Below are 15,931 nucleotides of genomic sequence, written 5' to 3' on the forward strand. Positions count from 1 at the left end.
CCAACATCCACGTCCACGAACCAACCCGACGCCCCTCCACAGGACGCTTCGCGGAACCAGCCCCACGATTCCGCCAGCTCACGACGCGCCCCCAATGGACGACGGATCGATGAACATGTACCCGTTGGCGGCCATGCAGGCCATCACCTCCGGATCATCCATATCGATGCCGGTCTCGAGCTCCTCCCCATCGCTTCTATGCGCCAGCATGTCCTGATCCTCGCGATAGTCATCAACCGTGTACGACTTCGGCGCCAGACCGCCACGCCGCAGACAATCCACGGCACCCTCGTCATAATCGGCATACAGGTTCGGATTACCGGCCTGGGCCACATACAAGGCGTTCACCCCATCCACATGCGCGACCATACACGCGTCATAATCCCTCGCCATCTTCTCCGTGTACGCAAGATCGGCGGCCTGCTCGGGAGTCATCGCACCCTCATTCGCCTGACGGATACCATTGGAATAGGTCAGCAACTCCGGACGATCGTACCCCTTGTCGACCACACAGGTCTGATACCGCTGCCACGCCGCCTCGTAATCTGACACGGACACCTCACCGCTCTCAGCCGCCCGCTGCAAGATGTCCCGCTGCTCCGCGCCCATCGAACCATCATCATCCTCCAACAACTGCGCCGCATACGCACGCAACGACGACGCCAACCTCGCACCACCCGAGCCATCACCGCCATCATCCGCCCCATCAGACGACCCCGACGACCCCGACGACCCCGCGCAACCACACAACCCCACCGACAACCCCACCGACAACACCACAGCACATACCACCGCAGCCATACGACGTGCCGTGCCGTAACCATTGTTCCCAGAACTCACCCGGCTCTGCACAGACCTGCGCATGACATACCTCCCCTTCGAGATGATTGGCGACGGCGGAACAATACGCCGACCTCAACGACGTGACGCAGTATCCCGATATCGACCGGCGTTCAACTATGGAGTTGAACGCCTCACTCATTGTCCAAATTCGGCAAGGCCGCCGCCATCTTTGTCCCCTGTTTAGGGGACGGCATTAATAATTCCGTTATTGGTCAATACTATGGGCCCTAAGAAAGTGGGCCTTCAGAGGAGAAACCCGTTTGGTGGATTTGCAGTCGTTAACCATCGGACGCCTACACCAGAGGCATTCTGCAGAACACGTGCCACTGCCCGTCGTCCCGATTCGTTCGTATCTCGCCTCCGAAGGATTCGATTCGAGCGCGGTGCAGCCTCAGACCGCTGCCCGACGCCGGAGGAGAAACCCATCGAGACGGCCCTCGTGAGCAATCGTTGTTTTGCGTGATGGTCACCGCTTCAGGCTGGAGAGCGATGCGCATGCGGTACGTCGTACCGGACGGTTCGCAATGCCGCTCAATGTTGATGTACAACTCCCGCAACAACGCAATAATCTCATCCGCACGCTCTTCAAGGACGGCCGTACACACTCCTCTGATCTGTGTATCGCCGGTGTATCCCAACTCCTTGAGTCGTTTGTCGCATGTCGCAGTGACGGATTCGATGGCGTCAGCCAATGGCGGGGAAAGCCCATCATCAACGGATGAGGATTCACGGTTCATCATGTCGATTGCGCGGTGCAGCTCATGCAGAGCGTCGGATGCCTCTCGCTCCACTTCCCGCCATCCCATCCGATCGTATTCGTCGGGGTGTTCCCGTCTGACCTTTTCGGCTGTCACGAGAATATGCGTCAGTCTTCCCGAAACCGCATCATGGAAGTATGAAGCCGTAGCGATATCACGACGAGTCCGGTCAAGCAGCCGTTCCGTTTCGTTGCGTTTCCGTTTGTCATCGGACCGTCGGACCGCCACCCCGACCAAATACGTGGCGAACAATCCGATGGCGAAGTTCACAATCCCATCGGGCACGCTGAATCCCATAGCGTCGGGGAACCGAATCGTTGCAACGGTCACGGTTGTGACAACGGACGCGATCGCGACCGTGCCCTCCCAATACCGCGCGTTTCGTCCCAACGCTACGATCGCCAGCAGCAGTCCCCATGTGCTGTTGGGACCGGACGAGTCGATGCCCGCGCCGAGATTGCCGACGGACACCAGAACTACGACCGCCCAGGCCGCTTTGAATCCACAACACGGCAAAAGCGCCACGGCAAGGCAATATCCCAGCGAGCACAACATGCCGAACCAGGTGTGAGGAGGATTGATCACCCAATCGGCGATCGCCAAGCACAGCGTTACCATCGCCAGACAGACGATGACCCAATCCGCGGCCGAACCCGGACCGCGGTCTCTCCAATGCTGCATATCAGGCAAAAGCCGCCTTGGGACATTCCCCATATGGCCCTCCGTCATGAACGCTGCCACCAATACTCCACAAGATCCGCCCGAGACGACAAGCCCAAACGGTTCTGCGCCCTATCGAGATAGGTTTTGACCGACCCCGCCGAGATTCCGAGATTCCGCGCGATGACGGCGGGCTTGTTCGCCTGGGCGTACTGTTCGACAATCTCCCGCTCACGCGCGGAAAGGTCAACGACGGTCGGCTCCATGTCCCCCGCCAACCGAAGATGCGCCCGTCGCGCGGAATCGAACGAGACGGGCGCGGATGCGTCCAAACGAACGCTCATCGCCTGGTGATGGAGAATATCGCCGATCGCGGCGCCCATGCCATCGAAATCGTTTTTCCCCACGATGCCCTGCGCGCCCGCCTCGGCGGCACGGCGCGCGTAGTACGCCAGCGAAAACGCCGTGACTGCCAATATCGGAAGACTTCCGTCGCGCGATCTGATCGCACGACAGGCCATCAGACCCGACATATCACCCATCCTCATATCCATAAGCAGGATATCGGCATCGTTCATCGGATCCAAAGCACGTCGAACCGCCCCATGCCCCGTCGTCTCCGACCAAGCGAGCGTGACCCGTGGCAGCCTCTGCCTCAGCACCGCCATAAGCCCCATCAGCGCGCAACCGTCATCGTCCGCCACCGCCACCCTGATTCGCTCAACCATACCCGCAAGTATAGGGTCAACACCACCGGCCTGTCCGGGCCTGTCCGGCGACGCCGTCGCTTCTCGCGACCGGTCGCCGTCCGATGGAGGAGCAAGCCTATTCCGATTCCGATATGCCTGGGAATGGCGTTGGGCGTGTTCTGCGCGGGGTCGCGTGGTTAACGGTGGTACAGGGCGTGGCGCTCGTATTTGGGCTCGCAGCACACGTTGATGCCCAGCTTGCGGTAGATCTGCTCGTCGATGGCCGAAATGATCACCGAGAAGAACGCGTCGCAGCCGCGCAGCCGCTCAAGCGCGGCGAAGGTACGCGCCGCGTCCTCGCTCGTCGCGCTGGTGATCGACAGCGCGATAAGGGTCTCATCGGAATGCAGACGCGGATTCTTGCTGCCCAACTGGCGGGTCTTCAAACGGCTGATGGGCTCGATGGCGTCGTTCGAGATGACCTCGAGCTCCATGTCCACGCCGGCGATCGCCTTGAGCGCGTTCATCAGCAGCGAGCTCGCGGCGCCCAGGCGTGTGGACGTCTTGCCCGTCACCACGGTGCCGTCGGGCAGGATCATGGCGCCCACCGGAGCTCCCGTGGTCTCCTCCTTGAGCAGGGCGGCGGAACAGGCCGGCGAGAAATCCTTGTCGACGCCCGCTTTCTTCATGATCATCTTGAGTTTGTCGACCTGCTCGCCGCCCATGCCCGTGCGCTTTAGGTTCACGGCGGTCTGGAAGTAGCGGCGCACGATCTCCATTTTGGCGGCCTCGCGGCAGGCGTCATCGTCCACGATGGCGTATCCGGCCATGTTCACGCCCATATCGGTGGGGCTCTGGTAGGGGCTCTCCCCCTGGATCTTCTCCATCATGGCGCGCAGCACGGGGAACGCCTCGACGTCGCGGTTGTAGTTCACCGTGGTCTTGCCGTAGGCGTCCAGGTGGAACGGGTCGATGATATTCGCGTCGTTGAGATCCACCGTGGCGGCCTCGTACGCGATGTTGACCGGATGGTTCAGCGGCAGGTTCCAGATGGGGAAGGTTTCGAACTTGGCGTAGCCGGCGGCGATGCCGCGCTTGTGCTCGTGATAGAGCTGCGACAGACAGGTCGCGAGCTTGCCCGAACCGGGGCCGGGGGCCGTCACCACCACAAGCGGACGCGTCGTGACGATGTAGTCGTTCCTGCCGTAGCCTTCGTCGGACACGATCAGGTCGATATCGTGCGGATACCCCTCAATGGGATAGTGCGTGTAACAGGTGATGCCCAGCTCCTCCAAGCGGCGGCGGAACACGTCGGCCGCGCCCTGGCCGGCGTATTGGGTGAGCACCACGGAACCCACGTAGAACCCGTAGCTGCGGAAGATGTCCGTCAGGCGCAGCACGTCCTCGTCGTAGGTGATGCCCAAATCGCCGCGGACCTTGTTCTTCTCGATGTCGTTCGCGTTGATGGCGACGACGATCTCCACGTCGTCGGTCATGCTTTCCAGCATGCGGAACTTCGAATCGGGGGCGAAACCGGGCAGCACGCGGCTCGCATGGTAGTCGTCGAACAGCTTGCCGCCGAACTCGAGGTAGAGTTTGCCGCCGAACTGCTCGATCCGCTCGCGGATGTGCTTGGCCTGCAGCTCGATGTACTTGTCGTTATCGAATCCCTGGCGCATGTGCGGACTCCCCTTTTCGCTCGTGGATGCATGTGTGCGTGAACCGGCTCAGAGTATACCGAAACCTGTCGCCGTGTTTACGCTCGACGCGCCTTTACTTGAAGAAAACGCCGCGTTCCCGCCGAAACGAAATCGGTGGGAACGCGGCGTTCACGTATATGGTGTGCCGGCGGAATCCGCTATGCCACGGAGGGATCGATGGCGGGCAGAACTCCGGTGATGAGCAGCAGCGCCACCACCACGGCTAGGCCGATGCGGTAGATGGCGAAGGCTTTGTAGGAGAAGGTGCTCACGAACTTCAGGAAGCCGATGATCACGATGTAGCCCACCACGAAGGCGACGATGGCGGCGGCGATGGTCGGGCCCCAGCCCGGGAACATGCCGGCCTCTCCCGCGGCGACGTCTTTGACGGCGCTGACGGTTTCGAGGATGCCCGCGCCGAACACGGCCGGAATGGCCATCAGGAAGCTCACGCGCACCGCGGCCTCACGGGTGTAGCCCAGCGCGCGGCCGAAGGTGATGGTGCCGCCGGAACGCGAGACGCCCGGAATCAGGGCGAGCATCTGGCCCACGCCGAACAGGAACGCGTCCTTCATGGTCATCTGGTTCATGGTTTTGATCTGCTTGGAACGCGCGTCGAACACCCACAGCAGCACACCGAACACGGCGAGCACGGTCACCGTGATCCACAGGTTGCGCAGCGAGGTCTCGATCATATCCTTGAGCAGCAGGCCTGCCACCAGAATCGGCAGCGTGCCCACGATGATGAACCAGCCCATCTGCGTGTCGCTGTCCTTCGCGCCCAGGCGGCTCTTCCAATCTTTGCCGTCCTTGCCGAACAGGCTGCCGAACCAATGGCTGAGGATGCGGATGATGTCATGTCGGAAATACAGGATCACCGCCAGTTCGGTGCCCAACTGGATGATGGCGGTGAAGGCGGCGCCCGGATCCGAACCGATCATCAGATCGCCGATGATGCGGATATGCGCGCTGGAGGAAACCGGCAGGTACTCGGTCAGCGCCTGCACCAGTCCCAGAATAATCGCCTGAAAGAAATTCATAGCCCCTCTTCAAGTGCTCGATGATGTTCTTGCCGACCCTAGCCTACTCAAGGGGGTCTAAGAACGGAATCATCGGCCCTCTTGTCTTGCATAATGCCCACAATAAAAGCGTTTTGACGGATGGATGCTAAGGAGCGGTTATGGCGAAGTATCGCAAAAGCCGGGCGTTTTCCCCGACCGGATTCTTCGAATGCGAAGGCAAGGGATTGCAATGGTTGGGCGCGGCCCATGCGCAGGGCGGGCCGCGTGTGGCCGAGGTCTATGGTTGGGGCGACGGCTATCTCGATATCGAACGCATCGAGGCGACCTCCCCCAACGCGCAGGCCGCCACCGCGTTCGGTGCGGCGCTCGCCCGCATGCATGACGCCGGCGCCGAATATTTCGGCTCCGCTCCCGAAGGGTACGACGGCGTGTGCTATTTCGGTCCGCTGCAGGATCCCGTGCCGATGGATTGCGGCACGTGGACCGATCCGATCAGCTATTTGGCCGAAGGACGTCTGCTTCCCATGGTCGAGATGGGCATCCGCCGCGGCTCGCTTGACCGCGGCGATTTGGAACTCACCCAGCGTGTGATCGACGCGCTGCCGGACATCATGGGCCGCGCCGCCGACGACAAGCCGGCCCGCATCCACGGCGACCTGTGGAGCGGCAACGTGATGTGGACCGCCGATTCGGGCGAGACCGAGGCCGTGCTGATCGACCCGGCCGCGCACGGCGGCCACCGCGAGGAGGATCTCGCCATGTTGCACTTGTTCGGCATGAGCTATCTGACGCAGATCATCGAAGGCTACCAGTCCGTGCATCCGCTCAAGGCCGGCTATCAGGAGCGCACCACCCTGTGGCAGCTTTACCCCATCGCCGGCCACTGCGTGTTCTTCGGCGGCGGCTACGTGAGCGAATACCGCGCCATGTGCCGCTCTCTGCTGTGATGTGGCACGTCGTTCAATCGTCCCAATAATAGGAAAAGCGAGTTTGGTGTGCCGGGTTTGCGAGACAAGCCCGATTTTGCACACCAAACTCGCGAATCAATCGTTTTAACTGAGCAAGGCTTAGAACCTCGGCACACCAAACTCGCAATGAGGGTTATTGAAGGTCCAATGATGGCCATCAAAACCGTTAAATAGCGAGTTGCTTGGTGCCGGGTAGGGCGAATCAGCTCAGGGCGTCTTTGAGTTTGGAGAAGAAGCCCTTTTTGGATCCGGCGACGGAGGGGCGCGAGGACTGCGCCACATGCGCGGCGTCGGCATCGTGGCTGGCGGCGAACTGCTCCATCAGCGCGCGTTCCGAATCGGAGAGCTTGGTGGGAATCTGCACGGCCACATGCGCCACGAGATCGCCGCGTTCGTCCGCCTGCCGCATGCGCGTCACGCCCAGGCCCTTGATCGTGACCGTGTCTTCGGGCTGGCAGCCGGCGGGCACGGAGATGGTCTGCTGGCCGTCGAAGGTGTCGATCGCGAGATCGTGGCCGAGCACAGCCCAGCTCATCGGCACCTGGATCCAGCAATGCAGATCGTCGCCGTCGCGGGTGAACTGCTTGTCGGCGCGGATGCGCACATCGACGTACAGGTCGCCGGCCGCGCCGCCGCCCTCGCCCACCTCGCCCTGATTGGCCAGACGCAGACGGGTATTGTCGTTGATGCCCGCGGGCACCGTCACGCCGACGTTGCGCGTGGTGCGCACGCGACCGTGTCCCATGCAGCTCGGGCAGGGATTGTTGATCACGGTGCCGTGGCCCTCGCAGCGCTCGCAGGGAGCGGAGGTCATCATCTGGCCGAGCATGGTGCGCACGACCTTCTGGCGGAAGCCCTGGCCATGGCAGTCGGGGCAGGTGGTCGGCTGCGTGCCGTTGCTCGTGCCCGCGCCGGAGCATTCCTGGCACAGGGAGAAGGTGTTGATCCGCACGTGCGCGGTGCCGCCGAACACGGCCGTCTTCAAATCGATGCTGGTGCTCGCCAGCGCGTCGCGGCCGGGCTGGGTGCGCGGAACGGGACCCGAGGCGCCGCCGCCGAAAGCTCCGCCGAAGAACTGTCCGAAGATGTCGCCCATATCCCCCATGTTGGAGAATCCGCCGAACCCGCCGGCGTTGGGATTGTTCGGGTCGACGCCCTGGTCGTACATGCGCCGCTTGTCGGGGTCGGACAGCACGTCGTAGGCGTTGTTCACCTCTTTGAACTTGTCCTCGAATTCAGGACCGGCGATGTCGGGATGGTATTTGCGGCTGAGCTTGCGATATGCCTTTTTGATCTCGTCGTCGCTTGCGGCGCGGTCCACGCCCAGCGTCTCGTAGTAATCTGCCACAGATTGTGTCCTTCTGTTTGTTCCGTTATGCCGTAAAGTACCGCGGGATATTGTGCCATAAGGCGGGGTCAGTCGCTATCCTCCTCATGGGCGAGTGAGGCCGTCAGATAGCGGGCGACCGCCTGGACGGCCGCTATGGTGGCGGCGTAGTCCATGTGGGTCGGTCCGATGGAGCCCACGAACGCCACCGGTTCCGCATCGCTCTGCCCGGTATCGTCCGCCTGGCCGGCATACTCGTCGTATGCCTCGTGCCGGTCGATCGTGTCGTCGTTATGTTTCGACGTCTCCGAGGGATTTGGGTAACGAGGATTGAGGGAAGCCTCATCAGTGATGTCGAAGTCTTCCACGCTGCCGGTTCGTGCCTTGGTCTGCCCGTATCCGCTGGCGACCACCGAGGCGTGCATCAGACCGGGCGTATGCGTTTCCGATCCAATCGCCACGCCGACGCCGTCATGCCTCGGCATCGCGCTCATCAGCCGCATCAGCATCACCTGCTCCTCCAGCGCGTCGAACAACGGCGCCAGATCCGCGATGGCGTGCTGGTGGGCCAGGCGGGACGTGCCCGACATATACAGTTCGCTGGTGCGCTCGCTGTCGGCCATGTTCTCGAAGGCGCGGGCCAGCGATTCCGCCAACGGCGAAAGCTCTTTCCATTGTGGCGTGGCGGCCATGGCTCGCACCTTGCGGGCCGCCGACGTCAGCGGCGATGACGCGGCTTCGGCGTTGACCGCATTGGTGAACCTCACGACGACGCTCTGCTCGGGCACCGGATTGGCCGCGATCGTATGCTGCGCCACACGTCCGGTGTCGGTGATGACCACCGCCAGCAGCATGTTCATCGCCACCGGCACAAGCTCGACACGGCGCAGCGTGGATTTCGCCAAAGACGGAGCTGCGACGACGGCGACCTGTCCGGTGATCTCGGACAGCAGCCGCGCGGCGCGCTGCAGGGTGTCCTGCAGATTGACCGAGCCGGAGAGGAAGCTGTTGATACCGCGTCGCTGCGCGGCGGACAGCGGAACCACCGTGGCCAGACGGTCCACGAAATAACGGTATCCCTTCTCCGTGGGCACACGTCCGGCGGAGGTGTGCGGCTGGATCAGGTACCCCTCATCCTCAAGGGCGGCCATATCGTTGCGGATGGTGGCGGAGCTGACGCCCAGATCATGCTGTTTGGTCAGCGCGGACGAGCCGACGGGCTCCTGGGAACGGATATAGTCCTCGACCACGGCGCGCAACACCAACATGCGTCGTGATTGCGTCATGCGCGCCTCCTTGTGGTTCAGTGTTCTCTTGGGCTGTGCCGCGTCGGTTCCGGTCGATTCCGCTCTCGGCTTTCCGACCATTGTATTAGCACTCGAGCCTCACGAGTGCTAAGTACGCTTGTGGATTAATGCGTGGGGAATCAAGGCAAACGAAATGTGAGCGCTAACGAAACAGAAGCTACCAAAACACGCTCAAAATACAACACTGTGTCTGCTCGAATGGGTAGCATGAAAGAGCAATGTGAGGGCGAGTGTGGCCCGGCACAAGCCGGTGGCAGACCGCCCGAATTATTGGAAGGAAAGTTGACACCCATGACTGAATTCAAGGAGACCGAACTGGACAAGCGCGCCATCACGATGGCCAAGGTCCTCTCGGCCGATGCAGTCGAGAAGGCGGGCCACGGCCACCCCGGCTCCCCCGTCTCGCTGGCTCCCATCGCCTACACCCTCTACCAGCATTTCATCAAGCATGATCCGACCGATCCCAACTGGGAAGGCCGCGACCGCTTCATCCTTTCCGGCGGACACGCCTCCCTCACGCAGTACGTCCAGCTGTACCTGTCCGGCTACGGCCTGACTCTGGACGACCTCAAGAACTTCCGCGGCGGCGCCGAGACCCGCACTCCGGGCCACCCCGAGTACGGCCTGACCCCGGGCATCGAGATGACCACCGGCCCGCTGGGCCAGGGCGTCGCCTCCGCCATCGGTTTCGCCTACGGCCAGCGCTTCGAGCGTGGCCTGCTCGATCCGGAAGCTCCGGAAGGCACCTCCCCGTTCGACCACAACATCTGGGTCATCTGCGGTGAAGGCGACATCGAAGAGGGCATCTCCGGCGAAGCCGCCTCCCTCGCCGCCAACCAGCAGCTCGGCAACGTGACCGTGATCTTCGACGCCAACCGCATCCAGATCGAAGGCGACACCAACTTGGTGCTCGCCGAGGATGTGCTCAAGCGTTACGAGGCCTACGGCTGGTACACCGACGAGTTCAGCTTCATCCAGCCCGACGGCTCCTACGTGGAGGACGTCGACGGTCTGGCCGCCGTGATCGAGAAGGCTCAGAAGGCCGCTCCGAACAGCCCGAAGCTGATCAAGGTCGACACGCTGATCGCATGGCCCGCCCCGGGCAAGACCAACGATCCCTCCGCCCACGGCTCCAAGCTCGGTGCCGAGGCCGTCGCCGGCATGAAGAAGCTCCTCGGCTACGATCCCGAAGAGAACTTCCACGTCGACGAAGAGGCCCTCGCCCACGCCCGCAAGGTCGCCGACCGCGGACAGGAAGCCCACAAGGCTTGGGACGAGCAGTACAACGCCTGGCGTGAGGCCAACCCGGACAAGGCCGCCCTGTACGACCGCATCAAGGCCGGCGAGCTGCCCGAAGGCTTCGACAAGGCCATCGACGAGGCCGTCGCCTCCTTCGAGGTCGGCAAGGGCGTCGCCACCCGTGGTGCCTCCGGCACCGTGCTGAACGCGATCGCCGCCGTCATGCCGGAACTCTGGGGCGGCTCCGCCGACCTCGGTGGCTCCAACAAGACCGACCTCAAGGGCGCGGCCACCTTCGCTCCCGAGGAGTGCGCCACCAAGCAGTGGCCGGTGTGCAACAAGTACGGCCGTCAGCTGCACTTCGGCGTGCGCGAGTTCGCCATGGGCGCCATCACCAACGGCATCCTGCTCGGCTCCCACACCCGTCCGTTCGGCGGCACCTTCTTCATGTTCTCCGACTACGAGCGTCCGGCCGTGCGCCTGGCCGCCCTGATGGAGATCCCGAACCTGTACGTGTGGTCCCACGACTCCGTCGCCGTCGGCGAGGATGGCCCGACCCACCAGCCGATCGAGCACCTGGCCTCCTTCCGCGCCATCCCGCAGCTCGAGGTCGTGCGTCCGGCCGACGCCATCGAAACCGCCGAAGCGTACCGCGCCTTCTTCGAGAAGGACAACACGCTGCCGGCCGCGATGATCCTGACCCGCCAGGGCGTTCCGGTGCTCGCCGAAACCGCCGCCAAGGCCAAGGAAGGCGTCAAGAAGGGCGCGTACGTGCTCGTCGACACCGAGGGCACCCCTGACGTGATCATCATGGCCACCGGCTCCGAGGTCCAGTGGGCCGTCGCCGCCGCCAAGACCCTGGCCGATGAGGGCGTCAAGGCCCGCGTGGTCTCCATGCCGTCCGTCGAATGGTTCGAGGACCAGAGCGACGAGTACAAGGAGTCCGTGCTCCCCGCCGCCGTCAAGGCCCGCGTCTCCGTCGAGGCCGGTCTGGCGATGCCGTGGTACAAGTACCTCGGCTCCTACGGCAAGCCCGTCTCCATCGAGCAGTTCGGTCTGCAGGGCGATGGCGCGCAGAACATGATCGACCTCGGCATCACCGCCGAGCACGTCGTGGAAGCCGCCAAGGCCTCCATCGCCGCCGTCAAGTGACCTCAAGCGAGGGCGTCATCGCAAGGTGACGCCCTCCCCCGTGTCCACACACAAAAAGATTTGTTCCATAACGGAATATAAAAGGAGAAACCATGACCGCAGCAACTCAGCGCACGTCCGATTCCGGCGTTTCGATCTGGCTGGACGACCTGTCCCGCACCCGCATCGAGTCCGGCAACCTGCAGGAGCTCATCGCCGAGAAGAACGTCGTCGGCGTGACCACCAACCCCTCCATCTTCCAGAAGGCCCTGAGCCAGGTCGGCCCGTACGACGCGCAGCTCAAGGAACTGGGCAAGGTTGACGTCGAGACCGCCATCCGCGAGCTCACCACCACCGATGTGCGCAACGCCACCGACATCTTCCGCGAGATCGCCGAAGCCACCGATTTCGTCGACGGCCGCGTCTCCATCGAGGTCGATCCCCGTCTGGCCCACGAGACCGAGGCCACCGAGGTCCAGGCCGTGGAACTGTGGGAGAAGGTCAACCGTCCGAACGCGATGATCAAGATCCCCGCCACCCTCGAAGGCCTGCCGGCCATCACCTCCACCCTGGCCAAGGGCATCTCCGTGAACGTCACCCTGATCTTCTCGCTCGAGCGTTACGAGCAGGTCATCGACGCCTACATCGAGGGCATCAAGCAGGCCGACGCCAACGGCCATGACCTCAAGCACATCGGCTCCGTCGCCTCCTTCTTCGTCTCCCGCGTGGATTCCGCCATCGACGCCAAGCTCGAGGAGATCGGCACCGATGAGGCCAAGGCCCTCGAAGGCAAGGCCGCCATCGCCAACGCCCGTCTCGCCTACGAGCTGTTCGAGAAGAAGTTCGCCGAGTCCGCCGACTGGGCCGCTCTGGAAGCCAAGGGCGCCAAGAAGCAGCGTCCGCTGTGGGCCTCCACCGGCACCAAGAACCCGGCCTACTCCGACTGCCTGTACGTGGACGAGCTGGTTGGTCCGTTCATCGTCAACACCATGCCGGAGAAGACCCTGGACGCCCTGGCCGATCACGGCAACGGCGCTCCGACCATCGCCGGCACCTACGAGGAGAGCCACGCCATCATGGACAAGCTCGCCGAGCTGGGCATCGACTTCAAGGCCGTCACCGACAAGCTTGAGGCCGACGGCGTTGCTGCCTTCATCAAGTCCTGGGATTCGGTGCTCGCCGACGTCCAGGCCGGTATCGACCGCGTCAACGGCTGAGACTCGCTAGTCTTCTAAGCTAAGACGACGATGGCCCCGCACTTCACGGTGCGGGGCCATTTCTTGTTCGTAATTACAACGATTTAACCACTCAGAGGTTCGGGCGGCTCGAAAACCGCAGAATGACGTTGCTTAGTTGGCTCAGGTGGTTAAATCGTTGTAATTCGCGCTCACTTTCACGCCTGACGGTAGTAGCTGAGGAAGTCGCCGATCTCCCCTATCGTCTCGCGCAGCATGCCCATACGCGGCAGATAGACCACGCGGAAGTGGTCGGGGGTCTTCCAATTGAACGCTCCGCCGTGGCTGATGAGAATATGCTTGTCATGCAGCAGATCCAGCGCGAACTGTTCGTCGGAATGGATATTGAACTTCTTCACATCGAGTTTGGGGAAGATGTAGAACGCCGCCTTCGGTTTGACTGCCGTGATTCCGGGGATCTCGTTGAGCATGTCGTACACCAGGTCGCGCTGGTCATGCACGCGGCCGCCCGGCACCACATAATCCTTGACGCTTTGATGCCCGCCCAACGCGGTCTGCACGATGGACTGCGCCGGCACGTTCGAGCACATGCGCATGTTGGCCAGCATGTTGAGTCCCTCGATATAGTCCTTGGCGATGCGCTTGTTGCCCGAAAGAATCATCCATCCCACGCGCCAGCCGGCGATCATATGCGATTTCGACAGGCCCGAGAAGGTCACGCAGAACAGATCGGGGGCGAGCGATGCCGTGGAGATGTGCTCCAGTCCGTCCATGACGAGACGGTCGTAGATCTCATCAGAGAAGATGATGAGCTGATGCTCGCGCGCCAGCTGCACGATCTGCTCGAGGATCTCCTTGGGGTACAGCGCGCCGGTCGGATTGTTCGGATTGATGATGACGATCGCCTTGGTACGGTCGGTGATTTTGGACCGCATATCCTCGATGTCGGGGAACCATTCGGATTCCTCGTCGCAGGTGTAGTGCACGGCGGTGCCGCCGGCGAGGTTCACGCACGCCGTCCACAGCGGATAGTCGGGAGAGGGCACGAGCACCTCGTCGCCGTTGTCGAGCAGTGCAGACAGCGAGAGGTTGATCAGTTCGCTCACGCCGTTGCCGGTGTAGATGTCTTCGATGGTCACGTTGGGGATATGCTTGAGCTGCGCGTACTGCATGATGGCCTTGCGCGCGGAGAACAGACCTTTGGCGGGCGAGTAGCCTTCGGTTTCGATCAGCTGCTGCGCCATGTCGTACACCACCTCGTCCGGGGTGCGGAATCCGAACGGTGCGGGATTGCCGATGTTCAATTTGAGGATATGCGTGCCCGAGGCCTCCATACGCATCGCCTCGTCGGCGACCGGTCCGCGCACGTCGTACAGCACGTTGTCGAGCTTGTGGGATTTGCCGAAGGTACGCATGTGGGCCGCTCCTTGCAGTGATGGGGATGGGTTAGATTGAATCGTCTGGTTGGTGGTCGACGGAGTCGTCGGGGTTGTTGATGGGGCTGGGCTGGTTGAGTCGCCGCTTGGTTCCGGCTGCGTCGGCCGTCTGTCGGAGGAGGCCTCTCCCCGCAGCCAGTTTGCGCTGACCTCAAGCGTGTCGGCGAGAAAGTTCAACGTCTCCTCGCGTGGCATGGTTTTGCCCGCCACGTATTGGCTGACATGGCTTTTTCCGAGGCTGACCCCAGCGGTTTGCGCGGCACGCACGATATCGACCTGCTTGAAGCCTCGCCGCTCCATGGCCTCGCGCAACCGCTCAGCGAAAATTGAACTCGACATCGCACCTCCGAACCAAAGTTCAATCTGTTTTGAACACTGGTTCAAAGTGTAGCACTAGTTCAAGATATGATGTTCAATCCACTGTGAAACGCCGTCCTCGTCGTTCGCGGGGCAGATCTCGTCGGCCACCTGCAGCACTTTCGGATTGGCGTTCGCCACGGCCACTCCCCTGCCGGACGCGCGCATCATCGAGATATCGATCAGATCGTCGCCGAAACTCGCGGTGGCCTCCAGAGGTACGTCCATCCTCTCGCACAGCAGGCGCAGCGCATGCTCTTTGTTGGCCAGAGGGTGCATCAGCATCCACATCGTCCCCTCGGAGATGCTCACGTCGAAATCCGGCGGAATCAGCGAACGCAAGGTGGTCCACTGCTCTGGTTCGGGGAAGATGATGAGCTTGTCGGCCACGCCGTCGGGCACGTCAGTGAAATCGGTGAACCGCCAGGTCTGCGTCTTCCAGTACACGCTCACGTCGAAATTCGTGTAGCGTACGTCATCCATGACGATGCCGAGTTTGAGGTCGCCGCCCAATTCGTCGAGCAGGAACCGGCACACCTCGCAGGCCCGGCGCGAGGAGAAGCCGATTTTCATCAGATGCCCATCGCTATCGATGCGTCCGCTGGTGAGCAGATCGTAGTCGGATTCGCCGGGGCGAAAGTCGATGAGCGCACCGTTGAGATAGATATAGGCGTCCACCGGAAGCTTCCGCGCGTATTCGTATCCGGTGCTCACCGGCCGGGCCGTGGCGATGGCGAAGGTGTATCCCGCGTCATGGGCGCGGTTGATCACGTCCACCGTGCGTTGGGTGATGAACCGCTCCTCGAAGGTGGGTGCGGTATGCAGCAGGGTGCCGTCCAGATCGGCGACCAACAGGCGGGGTTTCTCGCTCATCTCATCTCCTCGTATGGGTCTCGTGCGCACGTGGCATGATGTCCGCGCGCCGGATACGCGCGGTATAGCCGGTGATTCTTGGGGACAAACGCAATCACCCCATGACCGTGTCGATCATGGGGTGATTGGCTATAGCGTCTCAGACGAGGTCGAACTTCGTCATCAGGCCGAGGGCGATGATGATCGCGACCCACAGCAGGGCGATGATCACGGTCCAACGGTTCAGGTTCTTCTCTGCCACGCCGGAGGTGCCGGCGTTCTGGGTCAGGCCGCCGCCAAACATGTCGGACAGGCCGCCGCCCTTGCCGCGATGCATAAGGATGAGCAGGGTCAGCAGGCAGCTGAGTACGACGACGATGATCTCCAGAGCGAGCTTAAGAGCGGTCACAGGTTACCTCCGATTCAGATGACACTGTTGGCCAGTA

13 protein-coding genes are annotated in these 15,931 nt (G+C 62.3%); 3 read left to right on the top strand and 10 right to left on the bottom strand.

Annotated features, from left to right (window positions below; genetic code table 11):
* Window positions 1-78 precede the first annotated feature (78 nt).
* From AC1AV0_RS04860 to uppP, 5 genes are all read right to left on the bottom strand, one after another.
* On the bottom strand, window positions 79-864 hold the full coding sequence (locus AC1AV0_RS04860; RefSeq protein ID WP_476571658.1) for a hypothetical protein: 786 nt from the start codon (window positions 862-864) through the stop codon (window positions 79-81).
* A gap of 272 nt (window positions 865-1,136) precedes the next feature.
* Entirely contained in the window at window positions 1,137-2,342 is a 1,206-nt protein-coding gene (locus AC1AV0_RS04865; RefSeq protein WP_476571661.1) for a sensor histidine kinase, read from the bottom strand.
* Window positions 2,327-2,989 (bottom strand): response regulator transcription factor, encoded by a 663-nt coding sequence (locus AC1AV0_RS04870; RefSeq protein ID WP_476571663.1) that lies wholly within the window; start codon window positions 2,987-2,989, stop codon window positions 2,327-2,329. The genes AC1AV0_RS04865 and AC1AV0_RS04870 overlap by 16 nt, the downstream gene beginning before the upstream one ends.
* A 158-nt stretch (window positions 2,990-3,147) precedes the next feature.
* Window positions 3,148-4,629: a DUF1846 domain-containing protein gene (locus tag AC1AV0_RS04875; protein WP_476571666.1), complete on the bottom strand. Its 1,482-nt coding sequence runs from the start codon at window positions 4,627-4,629 to the stop codon at window positions 3,148-3,150.
* Window positions 4,630-4,808: 179 nt separating this feature from the next.
* Window positions 4,809-5,690, bottom strand: coding sequence for an undecaprenyl-diphosphatase UppP (gene uppP / locus AC1AV0_RS04880; RefSeq protein WP_476571668.1), 882 nt, complete (start codon window positions 5,688-5,690; stop codon window positions 4,809-4,811).
* A 140-nt stretch (window positions 5,691-5,830) separates the two neighbouring features.
* On the opposite strand from uppP, the gene AC1AV0_RS04885 reads away from it, so the two are divergent.
* A complete protein-coding gene (locus AC1AV0_RS04885; protein WP_476571672.1) occupies window positions 5,831-6,619 on the top strand; it encodes a fructosamine kinase family protein in 789 nt (262 codons plus the stop codon).
* A gap of 223 nt (window positions 6,620-6,842) precedes the next feature.
* Here the strand turns inward: AC1AV0_RS04885 and dnaJ are convergent, their stop codons facing one another.
* Both dnaJ and hrcA read right to left on the bottom strand, forming a co-directional pair.
* Window positions 6,843-7,988, bottom strand: coding sequence for a molecular chaperone DnaJ (dnaJ, locus tag AC1AV0_RS04890; RefSeq protein ID WP_476571676.1), 1,146 nt, complete (start codon window positions 7,986-7,988; stop codon window positions 6,843-6,845).
* Window positions 7,989-8,056: 68 nt separating this feature from the next.
* Window positions 8,057-9,253, bottom strand: a complete 1,197-nt coding sequence (gene hrcA / locus AC1AV0_RS04895; protein WP_476571680.1) for a heat-inducible transcriptional repressor HrcA — start codon at window positions 9,251-9,253, stop codon at window positions 8,057-8,059.
* A 312-nt stretch (window positions 9,254-9,565) separates the two neighbouring features.
* On the opposite strand from hrcA, the gene tkt reads away from it, so the two are divergent.
* On the top strand, window positions 9,566-11,665 hold the full coding sequence (gene tkt, locus AC1AV0_RS04900) for a transketolase (RefSeq protein ID WP_476571682.1): 2,100 nt from the start codon (window positions 9,566-9,568) through the stop codon (window positions 11,663-11,665).
* 92 nt (window positions 11,666-11,757) lie between these two features.
* A complete protein-coding gene (gene tal / locus AC1AV0_RS04905; RefSeq protein WP_072725995.1) occupies window positions 11,758-12,861 on the top strand; it encodes a transaldolase in 1,104 nt (367 codons plus the stop codon).
* Window positions 12,862-13,037: 176 nt separating this feature from the next.
* Here the strand turns inward: tal and AC1AV0_RS04910 are convergent, their stop codons facing one another.
* The 3 genes from AC1AV0_RS04910 to secG all read right to left on the bottom strand — a co-directional run bounded on the left by AC1AV0_RS04910 (window position 13,038) and on the right by secG (window position 15,894).
* Window positions 13,038-14,615, bottom strand: coding sequence for an aminotransferase class I/II-fold pyridoxal phosphate-dependent enzyme (locus tag AC1AV0_RS04910; RefSeq protein ID WP_476571684.1), 1,578 nt, complete (start codon window positions 14,613-14,615; stop codon window positions 13,038-13,040).
* A gap of 54 nt (window positions 14,616-14,669) precedes the next feature.
* Entirely contained in the window at window positions 14,670-15,506 is an 837-nt protein-coding gene (locus AC1AV0_RS04915; protein ID WP_476571686.1) for an HAD family hydrolase, read from the bottom strand.
* A 139-nt stretch (window positions 15,507-15,645) separates the two neighbouring features.
* Complete coding sequence (secG, locus tag AC1AV0_RS04920; RefSeq protein ID WP_476571688.1) at window positions 15,646-15,894, bottom strand: preprotein translocase subunit SecG; 249 nt, start codon at window positions 15,892-15,894, stop codon at window positions 15,646-15,648.
* Between the last annotated feature and the right edge of the window lie 37 nt (window positions 15,895-15,931).

Source organism: Bifidobacterium sp. LH_558 (assembly GCF_056356295.1).